22 protein-coding genes are annotated in these 19,515 nt (G+C 36.9%); 15 read left to right on the top strand and 7 right to left on the bottom strand.

Annotation, left to right across the window (positions count from 1 at the left end; all coding sequences use genetic code 11):
- Nucleotides 1-6: 6 nt before the first annotated feature.
- Both ACJTDF_RS06390 and rpsP read left to right on the top strand, forming a co-directional pair.
- Nucleotides 7-267 carry a chorismate mutase gene (locus tag ACJTDF_RS06390; RefSeq protein ID WP_407965455.1) on the top strand — a complete coding sequence of 87 codons (261 nt, stop codon included), beginning with the start codon at nucleotides 7-9 and terminating at the stop codon, nucleotides 265-267.
- 81 nt (nucleotides 268-348) lie between these two features.
- Nucleotides 349-717 carry a 30S ribosomal protein S16 gene (gene rpsP / locus ACJTDF_RS06385; RefSeq protein ID WP_407965454.1) on the top strand — a complete coding sequence of 123 codons (369 nt, stop codon included), beginning with the start codon at nucleotides 349-351 and terminating at the stop codon, nucleotides 715-717.
- Nucleotides 718-845: 128 nt separating this feature from the next.
- Here the strand turns inward: rpsP and ACJTDF_RS06380 are convergent, their stop codons facing one another.
- A complete protein-coding gene (locus tag ACJTDF_RS06380) occupies nucleotides 846-1,061 on the bottom strand; it encodes a DUF1674 domain-containing protein (protein ID WP_407965453.1) in 216 nt (71 codons plus the stop codon).
- Nucleotides 1,062-1,146: 85 nt separating this feature from the next.
- On the opposite strand from ACJTDF_RS06380, the gene htpX reads away from it, so the two are divergent.
- The 5 genes from htpX (at nucleotide 1,147) to ACJTDF_RS06355 (ending at nucleotide 7,453) form a co-directional block, all read left to right on the top strand.
- The gene (htpX, locus tag ACJTDF_RS06375; RefSeq protein ID WP_407965452.1) at nucleotides 1,147-2,196 is read left to right on the top strand and encodes a zinc metalloprotease HtpX; all 1,050 of its coding nucleotides are present in this window, start codon (nucleotides 1,147-1,149) and stop codon (nucleotides 2,194-2,196) included.
- A gap of 42 nt (nucleotides 2,197-2,238) precedes the next feature.
- Nucleotides 2,239-3,606: an RsmB/NOP family class I SAM-dependent RNA methyltransferase gene (locus tag ACJTDF_RS06370; RefSeq protein WP_407965451.1), complete on the top strand. Its 1,368-nt coding sequence runs from the start codon at nucleotides 2,239-2,241 to the stop codon at nucleotides 3,604-3,606.
- A gap of 57 nt (nucleotides 3,607-3,663) precedes the next feature.
- Nucleotides 3,664-5,376, top strand: coding sequence for a heparinase II/III family protein (locus ACJTDF_RS06365; RefSeq protein ID WP_407965450.1), 1,713 nt, complete (start codon nucleotides 3,664-3,666; stop codon nucleotides 5,374-5,376).
- Between the two features lie 151 nt (nucleotides 5,377-5,527).
- A complete protein-coding gene (gene purH, locus ACJTDF_RS06360) occupies nucleotides 5,528-7,144 on the top strand; it encodes a bifunctional phosphoribosylaminoimidazolecarboxamide formyltransferase/IMP cyclohydrolase (protein ID WP_407965449.1) in 1,617 nt (538 codons plus the stop codon).
- A 156-nt stretch (nucleotides 7,145-7,300) separates the two neighbouring features.
- Nucleotides 7,301-7,453 (top strand): DUF1127 domain-containing protein, encoded by a 153-nt coding sequence (locus ACJTDF_RS06355; protein ID WP_407965448.1) that lies wholly within the window; start codon nucleotides 7,301-7,303, stop codon nucleotides 7,451-7,453.
- A 277-nt stretch (nucleotides 7,454-7,730) separates the two neighbouring features.
- Here ACJTDF_RS06355 and ACJTDF_RS06350 read toward each other — a convergent pair whose 3' ends face one another.
- On the bottom strand, nucleotides 7,731-8,528 hold the full coding sequence (locus ACJTDF_RS06350) for an SURF1 family protein (RefSeq protein WP_407965447.1): 798 nt from the start codon (nucleotides 8,526-8,528) through the stop codon (nucleotides 7,731-7,733).
- Between the two features lie 228 nt (nucleotides 8,529-8,756).
- Here ACJTDF_RS06350 and rpmB point away from each other — a divergent pair, with 228 nt between their 5' ends.
- Together rpmB and ACJTDF_RS06340 are read left to right on the top strand one after the other, a co-directional pair.
- Nucleotides 8,757-9,050, top strand: coding sequence for a 50S ribosomal protein L28 (rpmB, locus tag ACJTDF_RS06345; RefSeq protein WP_407965446.1), 294 nt, complete (start codon nucleotides 8,757-8,759; stop codon nucleotides 9,048-9,050).
- A gap of 106 nt (nucleotides 9,051-9,156) precedes the next feature.
- The gene (locus tag ACJTDF_RS06340; protein ID WP_407965445.1) at nucleotides 9,157-9,810 is read left to right on the top strand and encodes a queuosine precursor transporter; all 654 of its coding nucleotides are present in this window, start codon (nucleotides 9,157-9,159) and stop codon (nucleotides 9,808-9,810) included.
- A gap of 178 nt (nucleotides 9,811-9,988) precedes the next feature.
- Here ACJTDF_RS06340 and cobT read toward each other — a convergent pair whose 3' ends face one another.
- The 3 genes from cobT to ACJTDF_RS06325 all read right to left on the bottom strand — a co-directional run bounded on the left by cobT (nucleotide 9,989) and on the right by ACJTDF_RS06325 (nucleotide 13,675).
- A complete protein-coding gene (gene cobT / locus ACJTDF_RS06335) occupies nucleotides 9,989-11,866 on the bottom strand; it encodes a cobaltochelatase subunit CobT (RefSeq protein WP_407965444.1) in 1,878 nt (625 codons plus the stop codon).
- A 14-nt stretch (nucleotides 11,867-11,880) separates the two neighbouring features.
- Nucleotides 11,881-12,867 (bottom strand): cobaltochelatase subunit CobS, encoded by a 987-nt coding sequence (gene cobS / locus ACJTDF_RS06330; RefSeq protein ID WP_407966235.1) that lies wholly within the window; start codon nucleotides 12,865-12,867, stop codon nucleotides 11,881-11,883.
- Between the two features lie 187 nt (nucleotides 12,868-13,054).
- The gene (locus ACJTDF_RS06325; RefSeq protein WP_407965443.1) at nucleotides 13,055-13,675 is read right to left on the bottom strand and encodes a J domain-containing protein; all 621 of its coding nucleotides are present in this window, start codon (nucleotides 13,673-13,675) and stop codon (nucleotides 13,055-13,057) included.
- Between the two features lie 131 nt (nucleotides 13,676-13,806).
- Here ACJTDF_RS06325 and ACJTDF_RS06320 point away from each other — a divergent pair, with 131 nt between their 5' ends.
- Nucleotides 13,807-14,085: a BolA family protein gene (locus tag ACJTDF_RS06320; protein WP_407965442.1), complete on the top strand. Its 279-nt coding sequence runs from the start codon at nucleotides 13,807-13,809 to the stop codon at nucleotides 14,083-14,085.
- 26 nt (nucleotides 14,086-14,111) lie between these two features.
- Here ACJTDF_RS06320 and ACJTDF_RS06315 read toward each other — a convergent pair whose 3' ends face one another.
- Together ACJTDF_RS06315 and ACJTDF_RS06310 are read right to left on the bottom strand one after the other, a co-directional pair.
- Nucleotides 14,112-15,077, bottom strand: coding sequence for a tyrosine recombinase XerC (locus tag ACJTDF_RS06315; protein WP_407965441.1), 966 nt, complete (start codon nucleotides 15,075-15,077; stop codon nucleotides 14,112-14,114).
- 2 nt (nucleotides 15,078-15,079) lie between these two features.
- Nucleotides 15,080-15,898 (bottom strand): SapC family protein, encoded by an 819-nt coding sequence (locus ACJTDF_RS06310; protein WP_407965440.1) that lies wholly within the window; start codon nucleotides 15,896-15,898, stop codon nucleotides 15,080-15,082.
- Between the two features lie 178 nt (nucleotides 15,899-16,076).
- On the opposite strand from ACJTDF_RS06310, the gene rimM reads away from it, so the two are divergent.
- From rimM to sdhD, 5 genes are all read left to right on the top strand, one after another.
- Nucleotides 16,077-16,592, top strand: a complete 516-nt coding sequence (gene rimM, locus ACJTDF_RS06305; RefSeq protein ID WP_407965439.1) for a ribosome maturation factor RimM — start codon at nucleotides 16,077-16,079, stop codon at nucleotides 16,590-16,592.
- A 35-nt stretch (nucleotides 16,593-16,627) separates the two neighbouring features.
- A complete protein-coding gene (gene trmD / locus ACJTDF_RS06300; RefSeq protein ID WP_407965438.1) occupies nucleotides 16,628-17,326 on the top strand; it encodes a tRNA (guanosine(37)-N1)-methyltransferase TrmD in 699 nt (232 codons plus the stop codon).
- A 200-nt stretch (nucleotides 17,327-17,526) separates the two neighbouring features.
- Nucleotides 17,527-17,964 (top strand): 50S ribosomal protein L19, encoded by a 438-nt coding sequence (rplS, locus tag ACJTDF_RS06295; protein ID WP_407965437.1) that lies wholly within the window; start codon nucleotides 17,527-17,529, stop codon nucleotides 17,962-17,964.
- A gap of 744 nt (nucleotides 17,965-18,708) precedes the next feature.
- Nucleotides 18,709-19,110 carry a succinate dehydrogenase, cytochrome b556 subunit gene (gene sdhC / locus ACJTDF_RS06290; RefSeq protein ID WP_249674426.1) on the top strand — a complete coding sequence of 134 codons (402 nt, stop codon included), beginning with the start codon at nucleotides 18,709-18,711 and terminating at the stop codon, nucleotides 19,108-19,110.
- Nucleotides 19,111-19,125: 15 nt separating this feature from the next.
- Nucleotides 19,126-19,512, top strand: a complete 387-nt coding sequence (gene sdhD, locus ACJTDF_RS06285) for a succinate dehydrogenase, hydrophobic membrane anchor protein (RefSeq protein WP_407965436.1) — start codon at nucleotides 19,126-19,128, stop codon at nucleotides 19,510-19,512.
- Nucleotides 19,513-19,515: the final 3 nt, after the last annotated feature.

Below are 19,515 nucleotides of genomic sequence, written 5' to 3'. Positions count from 1 at the left end.
AGTGTAATGCAGGGAAAAGCATCGAATAATTTAGGGCATTTGCGGGCATATATTGGTAATTTTGATGCAGCGCTTGTTAATTTTTTAGCAAAAAAGTTTTGTTGTACGCAAGAGGTAGGAGGGGATAAAGTGCGTTATGACTTGCCTACAGTTGATCGTACGCGTGAGCAATGTCAGGTAGCACATTTGCAGCAATTAACGCTAGACAGTCATCTTAATCGGAATCTTGCTGAGAAATTTATAGTTCATTCCTCAGGAAGTGATTGATAATCATAAAATGATTTCTAAAGAACACAAAGAAATAAATTAATTTAAACGACAAGTCAAAGATGACAACAGGAGAAAAATATGGCATTAAAAATTCGTTTGTCCCGTGGTGGTTCAAAAAAGCGTCCTTATTATCATATCGTTGTTGCGGATGTGCGTAGTCCGCGTGACGGGCGTTTTCTTGAACGTGTTGGTGCATGGGATCCAATGTTGCCTAAAGATGGAAAACGTGTGAAACTTAATGAAGAGCGTATCCAATATTGGCTTGGTCAAGGAGCTCAACCGACAGATCGTGTTCTACGGTTTTTAGATGCTGCTGGTTTAAAAAAGCGTCCAGCACGTAATAATCCCCATAAAGGTGAGCCTGGTAAAAAAGCGCAAGAACGTATAGCTGCAGCAAAACAAGCTACTGAAGAAGCGTCAGAAACAATTTCAAAAGAAGAAGCATAATTATATTAAGCAAATCAACAGTGTGGACCTTAAAAGCTTATACAGCGTAAAATTTCACTGTTGGTTTTGTTTTAAAAAGTGTATTTCTTTTAGAAAATGACTTGGTTTTTTTAAAGTCAATAAAGGCTTTAAAAGTCAACGGCTCGACCTTTCACTTCCCAGTCTCCATAACGCGCGGGATCTTTTCCGCCGCGTCCACCGTTTTCTAATGGTTGGTTTTCATTTGTTGCACATTTACGTCTTTCTTCAGCTTCTTGAAGAGCACGTTGTGCTTCAGGAGAAAACCATGTGTGTTGGGGAAGAGTGGTATTTTGTTTACTCATTTTTTTGTCTTTTTTGTTCATTTTGTACCTCAATTTCATTGAAGAAATAACAAGAGAGCCCCATCATATAACAACAATAATAATATTCTATCATGGAGTTTTAATTATGAATAGAGTGCGTACAGCAATGCTTTTAGCTTTTATGACTGCTCTTTTTATGGGGGTTGGGTATCTCATTGGAGGAAGCAATGGTACGCTTATTGCGTTTTTAATGGCAGGGGGCTTAAACTTTTTTTCTTATTGGAATTCAGATAAAATAGTTTTGCGTATGTATGGAGCCCGTGAGATTGATCAGTATTCTGCGCCAGTTTATTATAATATTGTGAGTGAATTAGCTCAAAAAGCCTCTCTTCCTCGACCGAAGATTTATATCATTGATAGTGCGCAGCCGAATGCTTTTGCTACGGGGCGCAATCCACAAAATGCTGCTGTTGCTGCTAGTACAGGATTGTTGGAAAAATTAAGTGCAGAGGAAATTTCTGGAGTTATGGCTCATGAACTAGCGCATATTGAACATCGTGATACATTAACGATGACTCTTACAGCAACAATTGCAGGAGCTATTTCAATGCTTGGTAACTTTGCTTTATTGATGGGAAGACCGCGTAATTCTTCAAATTCTTCTCAAGGTGCAGGGACATTTGTCAGTATTATTGCCATGTTGATAGCGCCTTTAGCCGCTATGATAGTGCAAATGGCTATTAGCCGTACCCGTGAATATGCTGCTGATCGGAGAGGTGCTGAAATATGTGGTAATCCTTTATGGTTAGCTTCAGCGTTGAGAAAGATTGCAGGGGGTGGACATACAGTCTATAATGAAAAGGCAGAACATCATCCAGCGACAGCTCATATGTTTATTATTAATCCTTTGAGTGGTGAAGGTGCGGATAGCCTTTTTTCTACACATCCAGCGACAGCAAATCGCATTGCGGCATTGCAACAGCAAGCCGTAGAAATGAATATATCAACAATTGATCAAGGCATTATCAAGCACTACGAGGGGGATAAATTGAAAGGGCTAAATAATATCTTGGACTCTGAAAATCTAAGTTTTAAGGATGAGAATAATAGGTTAAGCTCTCAAGAGAAAAATGTTTTGCCATGGGTGAAAAATCGTCCTGCTTGGCTTCGTCGTAAAAATCCCAAGAAATTTTAATCATAGAGATTAAAAAGAAAAAAGTAGAATAAAGGCATTGTTTTGAAAGATAAAAAAGCGGGGCATATGTTTGAGATAAATGTGCCTGGGTTGGTTGTTCGGCAAGTTTGCGTTCGTTTATTAGGTGCTGTACTTGATAAGCGTACATCTCTTGCTGGCTTGACAGATAATGAGTATGGTCATCCACAATATTTAAAGCTTTCATATCGTGATCGTTTATTATGTCGGGCTATTTTGGGAGCGGCATTACGTCATCGAAGTCAGATTACAGTAGCTTTGTCACACTTTTTGGTGCGACCTTTGCCAGCGCAAGCATTTTCATTGCATCATCTTTTACATATCAGTATAACTCAAATTCTTTATCTTGATATTCCCGACCATGCAGCAATTGATTTGGCGGTACGCGTGGCAAAGATTGATCCACGTCTGCGCCGTTTCTCGGGATTAGTGAATGCTATTTTACGTAATTGTGCACGTGAGGCGGCTATTTTGCGGGTGCAAACGCCTACAATTAAAGCTATTCCAATGTGGTTTGGGCAACTTTTAGTATCAACATATGGAGCAGAGAAAGCTGACCAAATTTTAGCCATTCAAAGTATAACACCTCCTCTTGATTTAACGGTGAAATCTGATAGCGCTGGTTGGGCAAAGCGGTTGGGAGGAATTGTTTTGCCTAATGGTTCAGTTAGGCTTGTTTCTTCGGCTTATTCTGTCGCTGATTTACCAGGTTATGCAGAGGGAGCTTGGTGGGTTCAAGATGTTGCAGCTGCTTTACCTGTACGTTTGTTGGGAAATATTCATGACAAAAAGGTAGCAGATCTTTGCGCAAGTCCTGGAGGTAAAACAGCGCAATTGGCTTTGCAGGGAGCAGATGTAACAGCTATCGATATTTCAGCCAATCGATTAAAGCGTTTAAGAGAAAATATGGACCGACTCAATTTTTCAGTGCACTATTGGCATGGTGATTTAAGACAATTTCATCCTGATCAGCTTTTTGATGCTGTTTTTCTTGATGCGCCTTGTTCTTCTACAGGGACAATACGCCGTCATCCAGATATTTTATGGACAAAAACAATGGAGGATGTCACCAAATTAGCAGAGATGCAATATGATTTGCTTTTAGCAGCGATTGCTTTAGTGAAAAAAAATGGACGCATTGTTTTTTCCAATTGTTCATTGGCAAAAGAAGAGGGCGAAGATCTTGTTAAGAAAATTTTATCAACACGTCATGATATTGTCTTAGAGCCTATTTTAGCAGAAGAAATGGGTGCTATGGCACATTTGGTGTCAATGGAAGGGTGCTTGCGCACAATACCTTCTGATTGTTGTGATGGAAATTTTAATACAGAGGAAAAATTATTCTTAGGAATGGATGGTTTTTTTGCAGCACGTTTCCGAAAGGTACATTAATTAACGTTTCATTTACTCAAATAGTTGAAGTTGTATTTGATAAATGTAGACGGAGATATGGTTGTGGTAATTACAGAGATTGCTCCTCAGATAAAGGCGTCAACCGTTTTATATGCGATACAACAATTTCTACGACGTTTATGGGCAGGACCACTCTTTCGTTGGCGATTTTCTGGTTTTCGTCCACAAAAGATTTTAGCGCATCCAATTGATTTGCATCTAGCTGATCCAATGATGGCGCATGAATTTTATCATGGCCGTTTTTCTTTTGCTGGTTGTACAGTACAATCGGGCGCTCTTTCGCCTTTTTCATTAGTGCCGCCAATGTTGCAATGGGAAATAGCACTGCATGATTTTCATTGGTTGCGCCATATGACAGCTGCACAGAGTGAGTTGGCAAAAGCTTATGCGCGTTCTTTGGTGGAAGATTGGCTGGAGCATCATAGTAAGAAGATAAAAGGACCTTCTTGGAGTGGAGCGGTTGTGGCAAGACGACTCATTTCATGGATTTGTCATTCACAGATGTTATTAGAGGGGGTGAGTGAGGGCTTTGAAAAGCGTTTTTTACGCTCACTTGGTTTTCAGTTTCGCTATTTGCGCATCTTGATTCGTTGTATGGAATCAAATGAACAGCGTTTACAAGCTGCAATTTCTTTAGCAGTTGCATCTTTAGCTTTGCCTGTTTCTGCAGCAGTGAAGAAAAAAGTACAAACTTATCTTATTTATGAACTTTCACATCAAGTTCTTATTGATGGTGGCCATATTTCCCGTAGTCCTGCTATTTTGCTCGATTTATTATCGGATTTATTATCTTTACGTCATCTATATATGTACAGTAATGAAACAGCGCCGCGTATTTTAATTGATTCTGTTGAGCGTATGTTGCCTGCTTTGCGATTTTTTATTCATGAAGATCAAACATTAGCCCGTTTCAATGGCGTTGGGCCTATTATACCAGAACGTTTATCGGCTATTTTAAATTGTGATGAAACAGCTGGACATCCTTTTAGTCATGCCCGTTATTCTGGTTTTCAGCGTTTACAGGCTAATCAAACGACAGTTCTTGCAGATACGGGAAAATTTCCGCCACCTTCTGTTGCAGGATATGCATGTTCAGGATGTTTATCATTTGAGATGTCTTCGCAGGGAAAACGCTTTATTATCAATACAGGGATTGATCCTTATGGTTCTGCAGAATATCAACATTTTGGGCGTTTGACAGCAGCGCATTCAACAGCAACAGTGAATGATTGTTCAGTGGGCACTTTTCGTAAAAAACAGAACAATGGGGTTTCTCTTTTACTTGAAGGACCAACGAATGTTCAAGTACAACGCATAGAAGATTTAGAAAAAATTGGCTTTATTGCATGTCATGATGGCTATGTAAAGCCTTTTAATCTTATGCATGAACGTGGCCTTATTTTAGCTAGAAATGGGGAAGTGATTGAAGGTTTTGATCACTTTTTTACACCACAGAAAAATCGATGGTATAAATATAAGGCAAATCATAATGAAGGCGATAGTGTTGCTGTTCGGTTTCATCTTAATCCGCAGGTTAAGGCTCATTATGATGGCAATCGCGTCTGCTTAACTGTAGAAAGTGGCCAGGAGTGGCATTTTACATCACCTGATGCTGAAATTTTTCTCGAAGATTCAATTGATTTTGCTGATTTAAAAGGTCCACAACGAACACGGCAAATTGTTTTATATTTCCGTCCTGCATTACAAAGAAAAATCCATTGGCGTTTTATGCGTCATAGATTAGCATAATGTTCGCTTCGGAATATCAACCAAGATGATTCTATTTTTTGTGAGTTGGAGCATTGGCTGGATGTCCCTTGGGTATGTTTTGGCAAAAGCTTATGCTATATTCCTAGTGGCCTTTTTTGAATTTTAGCCACTTTATTTTGGGATTTCTATTATGGTTGTTATTGCAAAACAATTTTCTACGGTCGATCTTCGTCACATTCGTCGTGCTCTTCTTTCTGTCTCTGATAAAACTGGTTTGATTGAGTTTGCGCAAACACTGCATGCTTATGGAATTGAGTTAGTTTCAACGGGAGGAACATCCAAAGAGTTAAGTGCTGCCGGATTACCTGTAATCGATGTTTCTGATATTACAGGGTTTCCAGAAATAATGGATGGACGCGTTAAAACACTCCATCCTTTGGTTCATGGTGCTTTATTAGGAATAAGAGACGATCCAAACCATAGGGCTGCTATGGAACAGCATGGTATCAATGAAATTGATCTTCTCGTTGTTAATCTTTATCCCTTTGAAGAAACTGCTCGGTTAGGGGTAGATTCGCAGACAATTCTTGAAAATATTGATATTGGTGGACCAGCAATGATCCGTGCAGCGGCTAAGAATCACGCTTATATTGGCGTTGTGACAGCGGTTTGTGATTATGCATTGGTCATGGATGAATTAAAGCAGCATGATGGGTGTTTAAGCTTTTTATTGCGGCGTCAATTAGCAACACGTGCTTATGAGCGTACAGCTGCTTATGACGCTGCGATAGCGGCTTGGTTTGCAAAAGATTTAAAAATTCAAGCACCGTCTTGGCAAAGTTTTTCTGGTCATCTTGAAAGTGTGATGCGCTATGGAGAAAATCCACATCAAAAAGCAGCATTTTATCTTTCTGGTGATAAACGTTTTGGTGTTGCTACTGCGACACTTTTGCAAGGAAAAAAACTTTCTTACAATAATATAAATGATACCGATACGGCATTTGAACTTGTATCAGAATTTAATTCTCAAAAAAGCGCTGCCGTTGCCATTATTAAACATGCTAATCCCTGTGGTGTTGCAGAAGGGCAGACTTTAAAAGAGGCTTATTTGAAAGCTTTGGCGTGTGATAATATTTCAGCATTTGGTGGTATTATTGCTTTAAATCGGCCTCTTGATGAAGCCTGTGCAGAAGAGATTATTAAAATTTTCACTGAAGTGATTATTGCTCCTGATGCGACAATGCCTGCACGTGAAATCATTGCTCAGAAAAAAAATCTTCGTTTATTGATAACAGGAGGAATGCCTGATCCACGTGATAACGGGTTCGTTGCTAAAACACTTTCAGGAGGACTATTAGTGCAAACGCGCGATAATATGGTTGTTGATGATCTTGAATTGCAAATAGTAACAAAACGAGCGCCAAGCCAAGATGAAATGCGTGATCTTAAATTTGCTTTTCGTGTTGTTAAACACGTCAAATCAAATGCTATTGTTTATGCAAAAAATAACGCAACAGTTGGGATTGGAGCTGGCCAAATGAGTCGTATCGATTCAGCAAGAATTGCAGCGCGTAAGGCTGAGGAAAGTGCGCAAAAAATGAACTTAACAGAATCTTTAACCAAGGGATCTGTGGTCGCATCAGATGCATTTTTCCCCTTTGCAGATGGATTGCTATCCGTGATTGAAGCTGGTGCAACAGCAGTTATTCAACCAGGTGGATCGATACGTGATGAAGAAGTTATCGCAGCAGCCAATGCACATGGTCTAGCAATGGTTTTTACAGGAGTGAGACATTTTCGCCACTAAATTTGTGCTCTTTCTTTATTTTTATTCTCAAAGATAAGAAAAATATGCTTCTGTGTTATAAATGCAGACCAGTTATGCAATTATAACACTCCTCATTTTTGTAATTTGTTTTATCTTATTTGTTTAGGAATTTAATATAATGGTTTGGTGAGAAATATGAATATTTTCCGTTCTTATAGTCAATGGCGTCGTTATCGTCGGACGGTTAATGCGTTAAGTAGTCTTTCGGTATATGAGCTTAGTGATCTTGGTATTAATCGTGCTGATATTAATTCGGTTGCATGGCGTTTTTCCCGTAAATCATTGTAATATTATTATTTGATAAAAATCTAGTTTATGAAATCGCCTAGCGTTCTAAAGAGCGGCACTTTTGTTTATGGTGTTGTCAGTAAATCTTAAAGAAAGACCTTGTTTTCTGCTGGTCTAGAGGGTGCAGTATGTTGTCCTCTAGGAAGGAAGAATAACGGAAAAACAGAAAAATAAACTGTAATTTGTTCTGCTCTCGAGAAGTGTTAGGTATGGTTTGAAGATAAGAATTAGGTCCCTGTGTTTAAGTATATAAGAGAGAAGAGCTTTTATGCTCTTTTCAATTTTTATATCGCAGCAGAAGAAGAGATGTTCCTAAAACACCAGCAGCTAAAATAAACCATGTTATAGCATATGTTAAGTGGTTGTTGTGAAATTGCACAACAGTAAGGCCAGGAATGGGAAGATTTTCTTGTGAAACGGTTTGTGATTGAGCATCAATAAAGTAGGGAGCAACAGGAGAAAGGTTTAGTTTTTTGGCCATAGCGGGGAGTTCGCGCGTATGCCATAAATTTTGGTCAGGTTTGTTTTTTCGTGGAAAAACCCCATTTTTTTCACTCATCCGTAAAAGGCCAGTAATTGTGATCTGATCCAGAATATGTGCTTGCTTGTTATCAAGCGAAGCGTTTTTTTCTTCTTGTTCAAATTGGTGACGTGCTTCCATAGGAATAAAACCACGATTGACAAAAGTTACTGTATCATCGGTTGTTTTTAAAGGAGTTAAAACCCAATAACCAGTGGTATTTTGTGTAACAGCGGTTACGAAAATATTTTTGTTTGTAAGAAGCTTCCCGGTGATTGTGATGGGACGATATTCATCTTTATTAAAAGTAATATCCGGCCATTGGTTGTAAGGTGGTGCTTTGATAGGTGTGAGATGGATACGTTGATTAGCACTCGTAATAAGATTTGTTTTCCATTTTAGTCGTTGTAGTTGCCATACGCCTAATGCACTAAAGACAACAAAAAGCAATACCCATAAAATGCTAAATAGAACAGAAACAAGACGGATTCTTTTGCGTTGGAGGTTTATTTTAGAATGATTCATTGTAACCATGATAAGAATGTCTTTTAACATGAAAGAAGCTAAAAGAAAGTATTTTATAGGCTTTTACTAAAAAAATGATAAAATAACCGGTAGAGGGGTGAAAATATCTCTAAAAGGCTTGACTTTTATAGCCAATAACTTATAAAATTCAGTCTTCCAATAATGCTCGTTCAAGGTGATGGGTGGATTTGTTGTTTGCATCCATTTTATTTTTCTGGTATTGAAGTTTGGAATTTTTTAAGTTTAAAGGTGAAATCTATGTCTCGTGCCTGCGAATTGACAGGAAAAGCGGTTCAGTATGGCAATAATGTCAGCCATGCGAATAATAAAACTCGTCGTCGTTTTTTACCAAATCTTTGCAATGTGACATTGATCTCGGAATTGCTTCAGCAGAGTTATCGTTTGCGTGTTTCTGCAAATGCTTTACGTTCGGTTGAGCATCGCGGTGGTCTTGATAATTTTTTGATTAAAGCTGATGATAAAGAACTATCGCAGCGTGGGCGTTTATTAAAACGTCAGATTATGAAAAAGAAAGCTGAAAAAGCTGCTTAATTCTTTATTTTTTGGTTTTGCTGCAGAATGTTTACTTTCGTTTAGGGAAAGAAAAGGTTTGACTATTTAGATCCAATATTTTGATTCTATTCCCTAGGTTAAAAGAATGTCTTCAACATATAAATCTTTAGCTGTGCAAAAAGAGAGAAATTATCTTTTTTTTGCAAGCTTTGCAATGTGTGTTGCGGTAGTTGCTTCCAATATTTTGGTTCAATATCCTGTTGGTCTATTTGATTTGGATGCGCTATTAACCTATGGAGCTTTTACATATCCCTTTTCTTTTTTAATTAATGATTTGACCAACCGTTTTTATGGTCCGGATGCAGCAAGGCGTGTTGTGTATGTTGGTTTTATTTCTGCTGCTTTTATTTCTTGGATATTAGCTACACCACGCCTCGCAATTGCTTCTAGTACAGCGTTTTTATTTGGGCAATTACTTGATATAATAGTCTTTACACCTTTGCGTCGTAAAACATGGTGGAAAGCACCTTTAATAGCGGCGTTAGTTGGTTCAGCTTTAGATACAATTTTGTTTTTTTCTCTTGCTTTTGCAAGCAGTTTTTCCTTTATCGATCAATTGGTTGATTATTCTGATAGTTCTATTATTGACAGTATTATTGTCATAGGCATTGAAATTCCTGTTTGGTTTTCACTTGCTTTTGGTGATTTTTCAATAAAAATTATTATGAGCCTATTTATGCTTGTGCCTTATGGGATAATTTTAAGGAGTTTTCGGACTCCTTTTTATCAAGGGCGTTGAGAAGAAAAGATATCTAAAGATATCTTTTGTTTATTCAAAATAACGATAATTTATTATATTATGCTACTAAAATAGAAATTTTTTATTCTATTCTTGGCAAAAGCTGACGTGTAACAGTATTTATGCAGGATGCAATGGTTGGTTGGAGTCTTTATCTTTTCAAATTCTGTTCTAAAAATTAAGGATTCTTATTAAAGAGTGCTATAAGCTGTTTTGTTATGGCATTCGCTAACTCTTCAGCATTGATGATTGTTACAGCGCGTTGATAATAACGTGTTACATCATGGCCTATACCGATAGCGATGAGTTCTATAGGGGAGTTTGCTTGAATTTCTTGAATTACAGCACGCAAATGTTTGTCCAGATAATTACTGGGATTAACAGAAAGAGTTGAATCGTCAACAGGAGCACCATCAGAAATAACTATCAATATCCGACGATGTTCATGGCGCGATATAAGGCGCTGATGCGCCCAAATGAGGGCTTCTCCATCGATATTTTCTTTCAGTAATCCTTCTTGCAGCATTAAGCCCAAATTGCGTCGAGCGCGGCGCCATGGTGTATCAGCACTTTTATAAATGATATGGCACAAGTCATTCAAGCGTCCTGGATGAGAGGGTTTATTTTGATTGATCCACTTTTCCCGCGATTGTCCTCCTTTCCACGCTTTTGTGGTGAAGCCTAAAATTTCTACTTTGACTCCACAACGTTCAAGAGTTTGTGCTAAAATATCAGCACAACTTGCTGCAACAGTAATGGGGCGTTCCCGCATGGATCCTGAATTATCAATAAGAAGCGAAACAACTGTATCACGAAATTGTGTTTCACATTCCATTTTAAAAGAAGGCGGGTGCATTGGATCAATAATGAGGCGCGGAAGACGTGTTGTATCAAGATAACCTTCTTCGAGATCGAAATTCCAAGCACGGTTTTGTTGTGCCATGAGGCGGCGTTGGAGTCGGTTTGCTAGGCGTCCAACAATGCTTTGGAGATGATTTAATTGTTGATCAAGATAATGACGTAAATGATCTAATTCTGTTATAGAACAAAAATGAGTTGCATCCAAAATAGTATCAAATTCATGGGTAAAAATTTTATAATCAGCTAAATTTTCCATTTTCTGAGAAGCATTAAGAAAGTATTTTGATTTTCCTGATTTGTTTTGTTGATAATTCTCTTGTTCGTCTTTAGATATGTAATTATTATTTGACTGAATGGCTTTTTCTTTGCTTTTATTTTGTGCATCGTTACTTTGTTCGGTTGTTTTTTGTTTGTCACTTTGAGATTTTTTTTCGTTTGTACTTTCTGCTTCTGTTTGATTTTGTGTATCGTGGTTATTTTTTTGTTTTTTAGAAATTTGATTATCAGAGTTTACTTTTAATGGATTAGTCATTTCGAGTACAGCGAGCATTTGACGCGCTATCTGTGCGAAAACATTTTGGTTATAAACATGAATTGTTAGCTCATGTAATTCTCTTGCGACTTTTTTTTCTATTGACTGACGCCATAACTCCAAGACAGACCCGGCTTCTCGTGGGGGAAGGCGTTTTGTTATTTTTTCACGCAATAAAAGCGCGATCGCTTCTTGAAAAGGAGCTTCATTTTGATTCCTTATCATTTGATAACGGGCTTTTTTATATTTATCAGCGAGCATTATCTCAAGATTTTGTGCGATTCCTTTCATTGTTAAAGTGCCAATTGCTTCAATACGTGTTTGTTCAAGTGTGTCAAAGATAGCTCGTGCTTCTGGTTCTGTCGGGGCAAACTGGGTATGAATATGGCTATCATGCCATGCTTTGCGTAGTGCCATAGAATCGCCTAATCCACGAGTAACAGCGATATCTTTATCTGTTATTTGTTGAGGTAATTCTGGTAAACGCGCGCAATTATTGCTTAATGATGGCCTGTTGTGACTAAACATAACGTTAAGTTCGCGTGTGTTAGCAATAGCACGAATACAAGTAGCAGTGGCTCTTTTAAAAGTTTCAATATCAAAGTTGCTATTAGAAGAATGTTTTGCTGAATTTTTGCTGTTATCGCCTACTTTTGCAGTCATGATTGACGCATTCCTTAAGGCAAGACCTGATGAATAAGTGATTCAGGAAGTTCATTTCCAAAGGCACGTTGATAAAATTCTGCAACAGTTGCTCGTTCAAGTTCATCACATTTATTGAGGAAAGTTAAACGGAAAGCAAAACCAATATTTTGAAAAATTGTGGTATTTTCTGCCCAAGTTATAACGGTACGCGGGCTCATAACTGTAGAAATATCTCCATTCATAAAAGCTTTGCGCACCATATCAGCAACATGTACCATTTGTGAGATAGTTTTTTTACCCTCAGTAGTTTGGAAATATTTTACCTTCGAGCAAATGATATCAACTTCTTTATCATGAGGTAAATAATTTAATATTGTGACAATCGACCAACGATCCATTTGAGCTTGATTGATTTGTTGGGTACCATGATACAGCCCCGTTGTATCGCCAAGACCAATAGTATTTGCTGTTGCAAAAAGTCGAAATGCTGGATGAGGAGTAATAACGCGGTTTTGATCAAGCAAACTAAGGCATCCAGAAGATTCAAGCACTCGCTGGATGACAAACATAACATCTGGTCGTCCTGCATCATATTCGTCGAAAATGAGAGCAATATTATTTTGATAAGCCCATGGCAAAATGCCATCTTTAAATTCGGTGATTTGTAAACCGTCTTTCAAGACGATAGCATCTTTTCCGATTAAATCAATGCGACTAATATGTCCATCAAGATTAATTCGAATACAAGGCCAATTAAGACGTGCAGCAACTTGTTCAATATGCGTTGATTTTCCTGTACCATGATAGCCGGATATCATAACACGTCGGTTAAAAGCGAAACCTGCCAAAAGTGCTAAAGTTGTTTGTTGATCAAAAAGATAATCAGGATCTAAATCAGGAACATGAAGGCTTTTTGTGCTAAAAGCAGGCACTTTCATTTCAGTATCGATATTAAATACATCCTGAGCCCAGACTGTTGTGTCAGGCATATTTGAGACTGTAAGATTTGTTGTTGTCATCATTTTTGGGAAGATATCCGCTGTTTATTATTTTGTTGTCAAACAATATAGAACATGGATCGCTTATGCAAATGCTCTAATGGTAAAAGAGATTAGCTATGAAGGAGATGCTGTGTTGCATGATATTTTTCAAAAATCTTAAGTGTTTAATAATTGAACAATAGAATGGAGTATTTGAATATAGATTTTAGCATCTGCCAGATTTTTTCAGTAAATTATAAGCATGGAGCACATTACGAAAGCGTTCTTCTGAAGAACGATTCCCACCATTAGCATCAGGGTGATGTTTTTTAACAAGCTCCTTATATTTTGTTTTGATATCTTCAGCTGAAGCATTTTCTTGTAATCCCAAAGTCTCAAAAGCTTTGGCTTCCAAAGGTTTTAGTTTTCGTGTATCCGTATTCTTTGAGTGTCGTTGGGTAAAAAGTTTAAATGGATCACGCATACGATTTTGGTAAGCAGCGGTTCCAGATCGGATTTTTGCGTAATCGGAAGCTGTTTTTTTTGCAGTGCTATTATTAAGGCTTGCAGACCATGTTGGCCGATGTCCTGTAAGAGAATCTTTTTGAAACTTCGCAATGTCTTTGTCGCTGAGACCTGAGAAATAATTAAAATTTTTATTATAAGCACGAATATGTTCAATACAAAAATATAAATATTGGCCTTCATGATTTCGTCCTGCTGGTGCTTTGTGTGATCCTGTTTTTTCACATCCTTCCCATTGACATTGTTGTATTTGTAATTGGCTCTGTTTTTTTTTGTTCGAGCTAATACGAATTGAGTCGAATAATTTAGATGTTGTTGTCATATTTTTGCCTTATGCAAGATCGATCTTTTTGATAAGAATTGACTTGTAAAAAATTTATTTCCACACTTAATTCTATTAAATTTTGTATTAAAAAAATTAGCTGCAATATCTGTTTTTGTGAAGGGGAAAAAATGTCTTGTACGGTTTATACAATAATTGAAACAAAACTGCGTGATGCTTTCTTGCCGCAAAAGCTCGAAATAATTAATGAAAGCCATCTTCATGCAGGTCATCCTCATGAGGAATATGCTTTTGATGGTAAGGGGGAAACACATTTCCGGGTGAAAATGCTTTCTTCTTCTTTTTCTGGTATGAAGCGTGTAGAAATGCATCGGGCAATTTATAAAGTTTTACAGCAAGAGTTGGCAACAAACATTCATGCTTTAGCGCTTGAGGTTGAAAGTACTTAACATGTTTTTTCTCAGTTCAAAAGTTTTTAAGCACGTGGATGTGCTTTTTGGTAAATTTCTAATAAATGATTTGTATCAATATGGGTGTAGATTTGCGTTGTGGATAGGCAGGCATGGCCGAGAAGTTCTTGAATAGTGCGCAAATCTCCTCCCCGTGATAAAAGATGGGTGGCAAAAGAATGACGTAATGCATGTGGTGTGGTTGTTTCTGGTAAGCCAAGATGAGATCGTAAGTTTTGAACAGTTCGCTGAATAATAGCGGGTTGTAGAGGTTTTCCCCGGACACCACGGAATATTGGTTGATTGTTTACTAAAGGATAAGGACAGCATTTAAGATAATTCTGTATTGCTTTATGAACAATTGGTATCAGTGGGATAAGGCGCGTTTTTCCTCCTTTCCCAGTGATAGATAAGCTTTTTATATTGGGATCAGAAAATTTTTCTGGAGTGAGTGCTAAAGCTTCTGATATCCGCATTCCACAACCATAAAGAAGGATCAAGATAGCGGTGTTACGAGCAATAATCCAGGGTTCAGTTTCTTGTTGATTTTCTTCTCTCACTATACTGAGTGCTGATTCTATGGTCAAAGGTTTTGGTAATGATTTTGGATGTTTGGGTGTTCGTACAAGTTTTGCAGCAGGGACATTAACAAGTTTTTCACGGGATAAATAGTTGAAAAAAGAACGTAAGCTCGCCATGTTCCGACTTAAAGAGCGAGCATTTATGTTTTGTGTTCGACGATAAGCTAAATAAGCGCGCAAATCAGCTACACGCAAATCAGCAAGATCGTTGAGAGTTGGTTGATGTCCTAAATGTTTACAAAGAAAAATCAAAAATTGCCTTGTATCACGTTCATAAGCAACGACTGTATGAACGGCCATTCTACGTGTTTGTGTAAGATGATCCAGCCAATTCTTCCTCGCAATGAGAAGAGTATGATCAGCTGGAATTAGAGGAATTATTTCATTTTTACTATCATATTCAAGGAGCATTTTTAGTTAAGAGTGCTTTTCTTTTTTTTAGGCTTTATTTCATTTTCTTGACTATTTTGCTTTTTCAGCTCTTCACTGAGGAGTTGATTCTCGCTTTTCACAGAAAGAATTTTTAAGAGGTTATTCATTGACATAAGATGTGCAAAAATCCATCCTAGAAAACCATTTTTATGCAATTTAGCAAGTTGGTGAGCAAATAGTTTGTTGAGTTTTTCTTCATCAACCATCCAAAAGTCTTCTAATTGCGCTGATACTCCTTTGTCATTCTTTACGTTAATTGATTTTTGACATAAAAGATTCATTTCTACAAGAGTATCGATAAATTCAGCGGTTTTTTCCATACTGATTTTAAAACTTTCAAGAAAATTAATACATTCTTCCATAAAGGGTGAAATAGATCCATCTGAATTGAAAAGATCTTTTCCTGAGACTTCATTAAACATACCTGATTGTTGATCAAAGCAAACAGAAAGTTCTTTTTCATTTTGCATTTTTGCAAGAACAAAAGGATAGCGACGCACAAAAGCAGGAATATAAGTATCTTTTTTCCACTGTTTATCGGTAGTAATATAATCATTGTCGTTATTAGAAAGGCCTACGAGTGCAACGGATGTATAATGGCGTTTTTGCTGTTCATCTTGTGCACTCATAAATAGAATAGGATAATCTATAGCGGCTTGAAAATATTCAGCACTGGCTAAAGGAACCCAATGGGTATTCTGTGCAAAAGACATATCACTTGATGGGGAAAATTTGAGGTTTTTATGAGTAACTTTGTTAAGTGGAATAACATTTTTATAAAAGAGCATGACATTTGCCATAACAATCCTCCTTATGATTAATTTCTATTTTGTCACCAAAATGAGCCTTTTTAGAAGATTTTATGTGGCAACAATATTGAATGCGAGTTACAGGATAAATGAGATCTTTAAGTTTATAATGATTCTTTCTTTTTAATAAGGAAAAAAATTTAATAATAAGAAGTGTAATGGAAAAATTATGAAAAAGAAAGTATATCTTGCCATTATTGGTGCAGCGCATGGAATTAAGGGAGATGTTTTTATTAAAGTATTAAGTACTAAACCTCATAGTTTAAAAGGTTATAGTGTTTTTTATGATGAAACAGGGCGTTCTTATGAAGTTGTTACATTTCGTGTACAAAAGAATAATGCAATTATACATTTTAAGGGAATAGAAGAGCGTAGTGCTGCAGAGGCTTTAAGGGGAATCAAACTTTATGTTGAAAGAAGTCAATTGGCTGATGATTTGGTTGAAGATGAATTTTATCAAATAGATTTGATCGGTCTCTGTGTTTATAATTGTGCAAAACAACTTCTAGGCAAAGTGAGTGGTTTCTTTAATTTTGGTGCTGGTGATTTAATTGAAATACAGTTGGTTTCTGGTAAAAAGGTTCTTATTTCTTTTAGTAAGGCGGCTGTACCAAAAATTTGTGTTGCTTCTGGTTTTCTTATTGTGGATCCAATAGCTGCTGGTTTGTCTCATGGTCAAGAGTAATGTGCATAGATAAAGAAGGATGAAGGTTTATCAATATGGGATTTCATGCACGTATTTTAACACTTTATCCTGAAATGTTTCCAGGAATTTTAGGATATTCTTTAGCAGGACGGGCTTTAAAGCAAGGAATATGGTCACTAAATACATTACAAATTCGAGATTTTACTTTAGATAAACACCATAGTGTTGATGATACACCAGCTGGTGGTGGTGCAGGGATGGTAATGCGTGCTGATGTATTAGCAGCAGCAATTGATAGTTGTCCATTGGATACACCAAGATTGTTACTCAGTCCACGTGGACGACCTTTTGATCAAGCTTATGCGCGTTCTTTAGCAGTTGGACCAGGGGTAACACTGATTTGTGGGCGTTTTGAGGGGGTAGATGAGCGTATCATTGAGGCACGGCAATTAGAAGAGATTTCTATAGGTGATTATATTCTTTCAGGGGGAGAAGTTGCTTCTCTTGTTTTGTTGGATGCAATTATACGGCTTTTACCCGGTGTGATAGGCAATAAAATTTCTGCAGAGTGTGAAAGTTTTGAAAATGGTTTACTTGAGTATCCACAATATACACGTCCTCTTGTTTTTGAAGGACGAAGCATTCCATCGGTTTTAACATCGGGGCATCATAAAGCTATTGCTGATTGGCGACGAGAACAAGCTGAATTGCTCACGCATCGACGTCGTCCTGATCTTTATGCTCTTTATAATAAAAAACATCAGAAAGCTTGATTTATCTCAAAAAATAATATACTAGTAGGATGATTTTCTTCAAAGAAATTTTCTGTATATTCTAAGTTTAAGTGTGTATCCCAAAATTAAGTAATGGTGTATTCGCTTTCTATATCCGACATAGCCTAAAGAATATTTTAAAATTTTTTGGTGAGGGTTGAGTGCTCTAATTGTTCGAAGAGAACACGAAGGATAAAAAGATGAATATTATAGCACAGCTTGAGGCTGAACAGTGCGCAAAAATTGAAGCAAAACGTCAACTTCCTGTATTTCAGGTCGGTGATACAGTCCGTGTGATGGTTCGTGTGACAGAGGGTACACGGACTCGTATTCAGGCTTATGAAGGAATTTGTATCGCTCGTTCAGGGGGTGGTTTAAATGAAACTTTTACAGTACGCAAAATTTCTTATGGCGAAGGAGTTGAACGTGTATTTCCAGTTTATTCTCCTTTAATTGAAGGTGTTGAGCTTGTTCGTCGGGGTAAAGTTCGTCGTGCGAAGCTCTACTATCTACGTGGTCTCAGAGGAAAAGCAGCACGTATCGCTGAAAAGAGAGAGTACCGTAAAAAAGATGAGAAAAGCGCCAAAAAAACAGAAGAGATAGTTGTTGCGGACAATGTTACAAATGTCTCAGAGTGAAGTGCTTAGTAATTTATATGAATCAGATTTATTAAACAATGCAGCTGTAAGGCTGCTTTTTTATTTTAATAATTAAGATAAAAAAGGAATAAAAATGCCTCTTTTGTTTTTTATTATTAATTTTTTCTCATGAAAAAGAACATTTACAGAAGAATGTATTTTGTGAAAATAGAAAACTTAAGAATTTTTAATGAGAGATTATACTAAGATAGAAAAAAATTTTAATATTTTCAGCGACGATAATATAAATTTAAGCTTAAATTTTAGAAGAGTGCATGATGCATATAGCAGGCGAAGGATCTTATCAGTTTTTATTCAATAAAGTTGGTAAGGGCATAAATGTTCGATATTGGATTATAAAGAATGGCTGATTTGTCATAGAACCTTAAAGAAATTAAAAATGCATTTTTTAAAAGTCACAATCATAATTATTATAAAATATACCTGCTGATCTTAAGTAAGAGTAGAGTGAAATATATGTAAAAAATATATTTATATTTAAGAAATGATGTTAAACCTTTGACGTGAAGATAAAATTGTACTAAACAAAGAGAGTTTTATGGTCTATGGCTGTATAACAAATCGGTTTTTTTATGCGTGACCTTTAATCCGTCATTTTAATAACCGACCTGTAATGTTAGTTCCTTAGGACTGAACAAGTTGAAATAATCGTGCACTGAATAATTTTGCGTGGATTTCCTCGTAGTAGTAAGGTTGCAGTGAAAGCCAGGTCAGGATGTTTTTATGATAGAGACAACCACAACAAAAGATCGCCCTCGTTCTCCTCATCTGAGTGTTTATCGTTGGTCAATTACTATGGCAATTTCGATAGCACATCGTATTACTGGTATAGTGCTGTATTTTGGAATGTGTTTTTTGGCTCTTTGGTTAGTTTCAATTGCTTGTGGTGCTGATGCGTTCAAAATGGTTAACCAGATTTATAGATCTTTTCCTGGACTTTGTCTTTTATTTTTCTATACGTTGGCTGGAGTTCATCATATGGTTGGATGTATTCGCCATATTGTTTGGAATATGAATCCTCGTTGTTTAGCCAAAGAAAAAGCAACCTCAACTGCTTGGGCTACAGTTTTTATTTCTCTTATTGTCACAATTGCAATTTGGATCATTGGGTATGGTGTTGTTTAGCTAGGTGTAGAAAAAATGAAAAAAGATTTGCGGACAGAACTTGGAAAAGTGCGTGGCTTCGGCAGTGCACATACGGGAACAGAGCATTTTTGGTTAGAGAATCTGGTAAGTTTTGCTAATGTGCTTCTTTGGACATTTTTTATTATTCTTGTTATGTCATGCGTGGGAAAGGATTACAGTGTTGTTTATTCGAGATTTTCACATCCCATAGTTGCAGTTTTGATGGGGTTGATTATTTTTTCAAGTCTTTATTACATGAAACTTGGTATGCAGGTCGTTATTGAAGATTATATTCCAAATGAAGGTATGCGAATATTCTTTTTAGTATTGAATATTTTATTTTGTTTTCTTCTGGGCAGTATAATGATGTTTGCCCTTTTAAAAATCGCATTAGGGGCTTAACAA

Source organism: Bartonella bennetti, from assembly GCF_045945445.1.
In the GTDB taxonomy this organism is placed as follows: Bacteria; Pseudomonadota; Alphaproteobacteria; order Rhizobiales; family Rhizobiaceae; genus Bartonella.
This window is presented reverse-complemented; position numbering and strand designations above follow the sequence as displayed.

Excerpts from the sequence above, each read along its gene's own strand:
- sdhD (WP_407965436.1), top strand. The coding sequence starts at position 19,126 with ATGAAAAAAGATTTGCGGACAGAACTTGGAAAAGTGCGTGGCTTCGGC.
- ACJTDF_RS06390 (WP_407965455.1), top strand. The coding sequence starts at position 7 with ATGCAGGGAAAAGCATCGAATAATTTAGGGCATTTGCGGGCATATATT.
- ACJTDF_RS06380 (WP_407965453.1), bottom strand. The coding sequence starts at position 1,061 with ATGAACAAAAAAGACAAAAAAATGAGTAAACAAAATACCACTCTTCCC.
- rpmB (WP_407965446.1), top strand. The coding sequence starts at position 8,757 with ATGTCTCGTGCCTGCGAATTGACAGGAAAAGCGGTTCAGTATGGCAAT.
- htpX (WP_407965452.1), top strand. The coding sequence starts at position 1,147 with ATGAATAGAGTGCGTACAGCAATGCTTTTAGCTTTTATGACTGCTCTT.
- sdhC (WP_249674426.1), top strand. The coding sequence starts at position 18,709 with ATGATAGAGACAACCACAACAAAAGATCGCCCTCGTTCTCCTCATCTG.
- ACJTDF_RS06325 (WP_407965443.1), bottom strand. The coding sequence starts at position 13,675 with ATGACAACAACATCTAAATTATTCGACTCAATTCGTATTAGCTCGAAC.
- ACJTDF_RS06350 (WP_407965447.1), bottom strand. The coding sequence starts at position 8,528 with ATGTTAAAAGACATTCTTATCATGGTTACAATGAATCATTCTAAAATA.
- ACJTDF_RS06310 (WP_407965440.1), bottom strand. The coding sequence starts at position 15,898 with ATGGCAAATGTCATGCTCTTTTATAAAAATGTTATTCCACTTAACAAA.
- cobT (WP_407965444.1), bottom strand. The coding sequence starts at position 11,866 with ATGACTGCAAAAGTAGGCGATAACAGCAAAAATTCAGCAAAACATTCT.
- cobS (WP_407966235.1), bottom strand. The coding sequence starts at position 12,867 with ATGACAACAACAAATCTTACAGTCTCAAATATGCCTGACACAACAGTC.
- trmD (WP_407965438.1), top strand. The coding sequence starts at position 16,628 with ATGGGATTTCATGCACGTATTTTAACACTTTATCCTGAAATGTTTCCA.
- ACJTDF_RS06355 (WP_407965448.1), top strand. The coding sequence starts at position 7,301 with ATGAATATTTTCCGTTCTTATAGTCAATGGCGTCGTTATCGTCGGACG.
- ACJTDF_RS06340 (WP_407965445.1), top strand. The coding sequence starts at position 9,157 with ATGTCTTCAACATATAAATCTTTAGCTGTGCAAAAAGAGAGAAATTAT.
- rplS (WP_407965437.1), top strand. The coding sequence starts at position 17,527 with ATGAATATTATAGCACAGCTTGAGGCTGAACAGTGCGCAAAAATTGAA.
- rimM (WP_407965439.1), top strand. The coding sequence starts at position 16,077 with ATGAAAAAGAAAGTATATCTTGCCATTATTGGTGCAGCGCATGGAATT.
- ACJTDF_RS06315 (WP_407965441.1), bottom strand. The coding sequence starts at position 15,077 with ATGCTCCTTGAATATGATAGTAAAAATGAAATAATTCCTCTAATTCCA.
- ACJTDF_RS06320 (WP_407965442.1), top strand. The coding sequence starts at position 13,807 with ATGTCTTGTACGGTTTATACAATAATTGAAACAAAACTGCGTGATGCT.
- purH (WP_407965449.1), top strand. The coding sequence starts at position 5,528 with ATGGTTGTTATTGCAAAACAATTTTCTACGGTCGATCTTCGTCACATT.
- ACJTDF_RS06365 (WP_407965450.1), top strand. The coding sequence starts at position 3,664 with ATGGTTGTGGTAATTACAGAGATTGCTCCTCAGATAAAGGCGTCAACC.
- rpsP (WP_407965454.1), top strand. The coding sequence starts at position 349 with ATGGCATTAAAAATTCGTTTGTCCCGTGGTGGTTCAAAAAAGCGTCCT.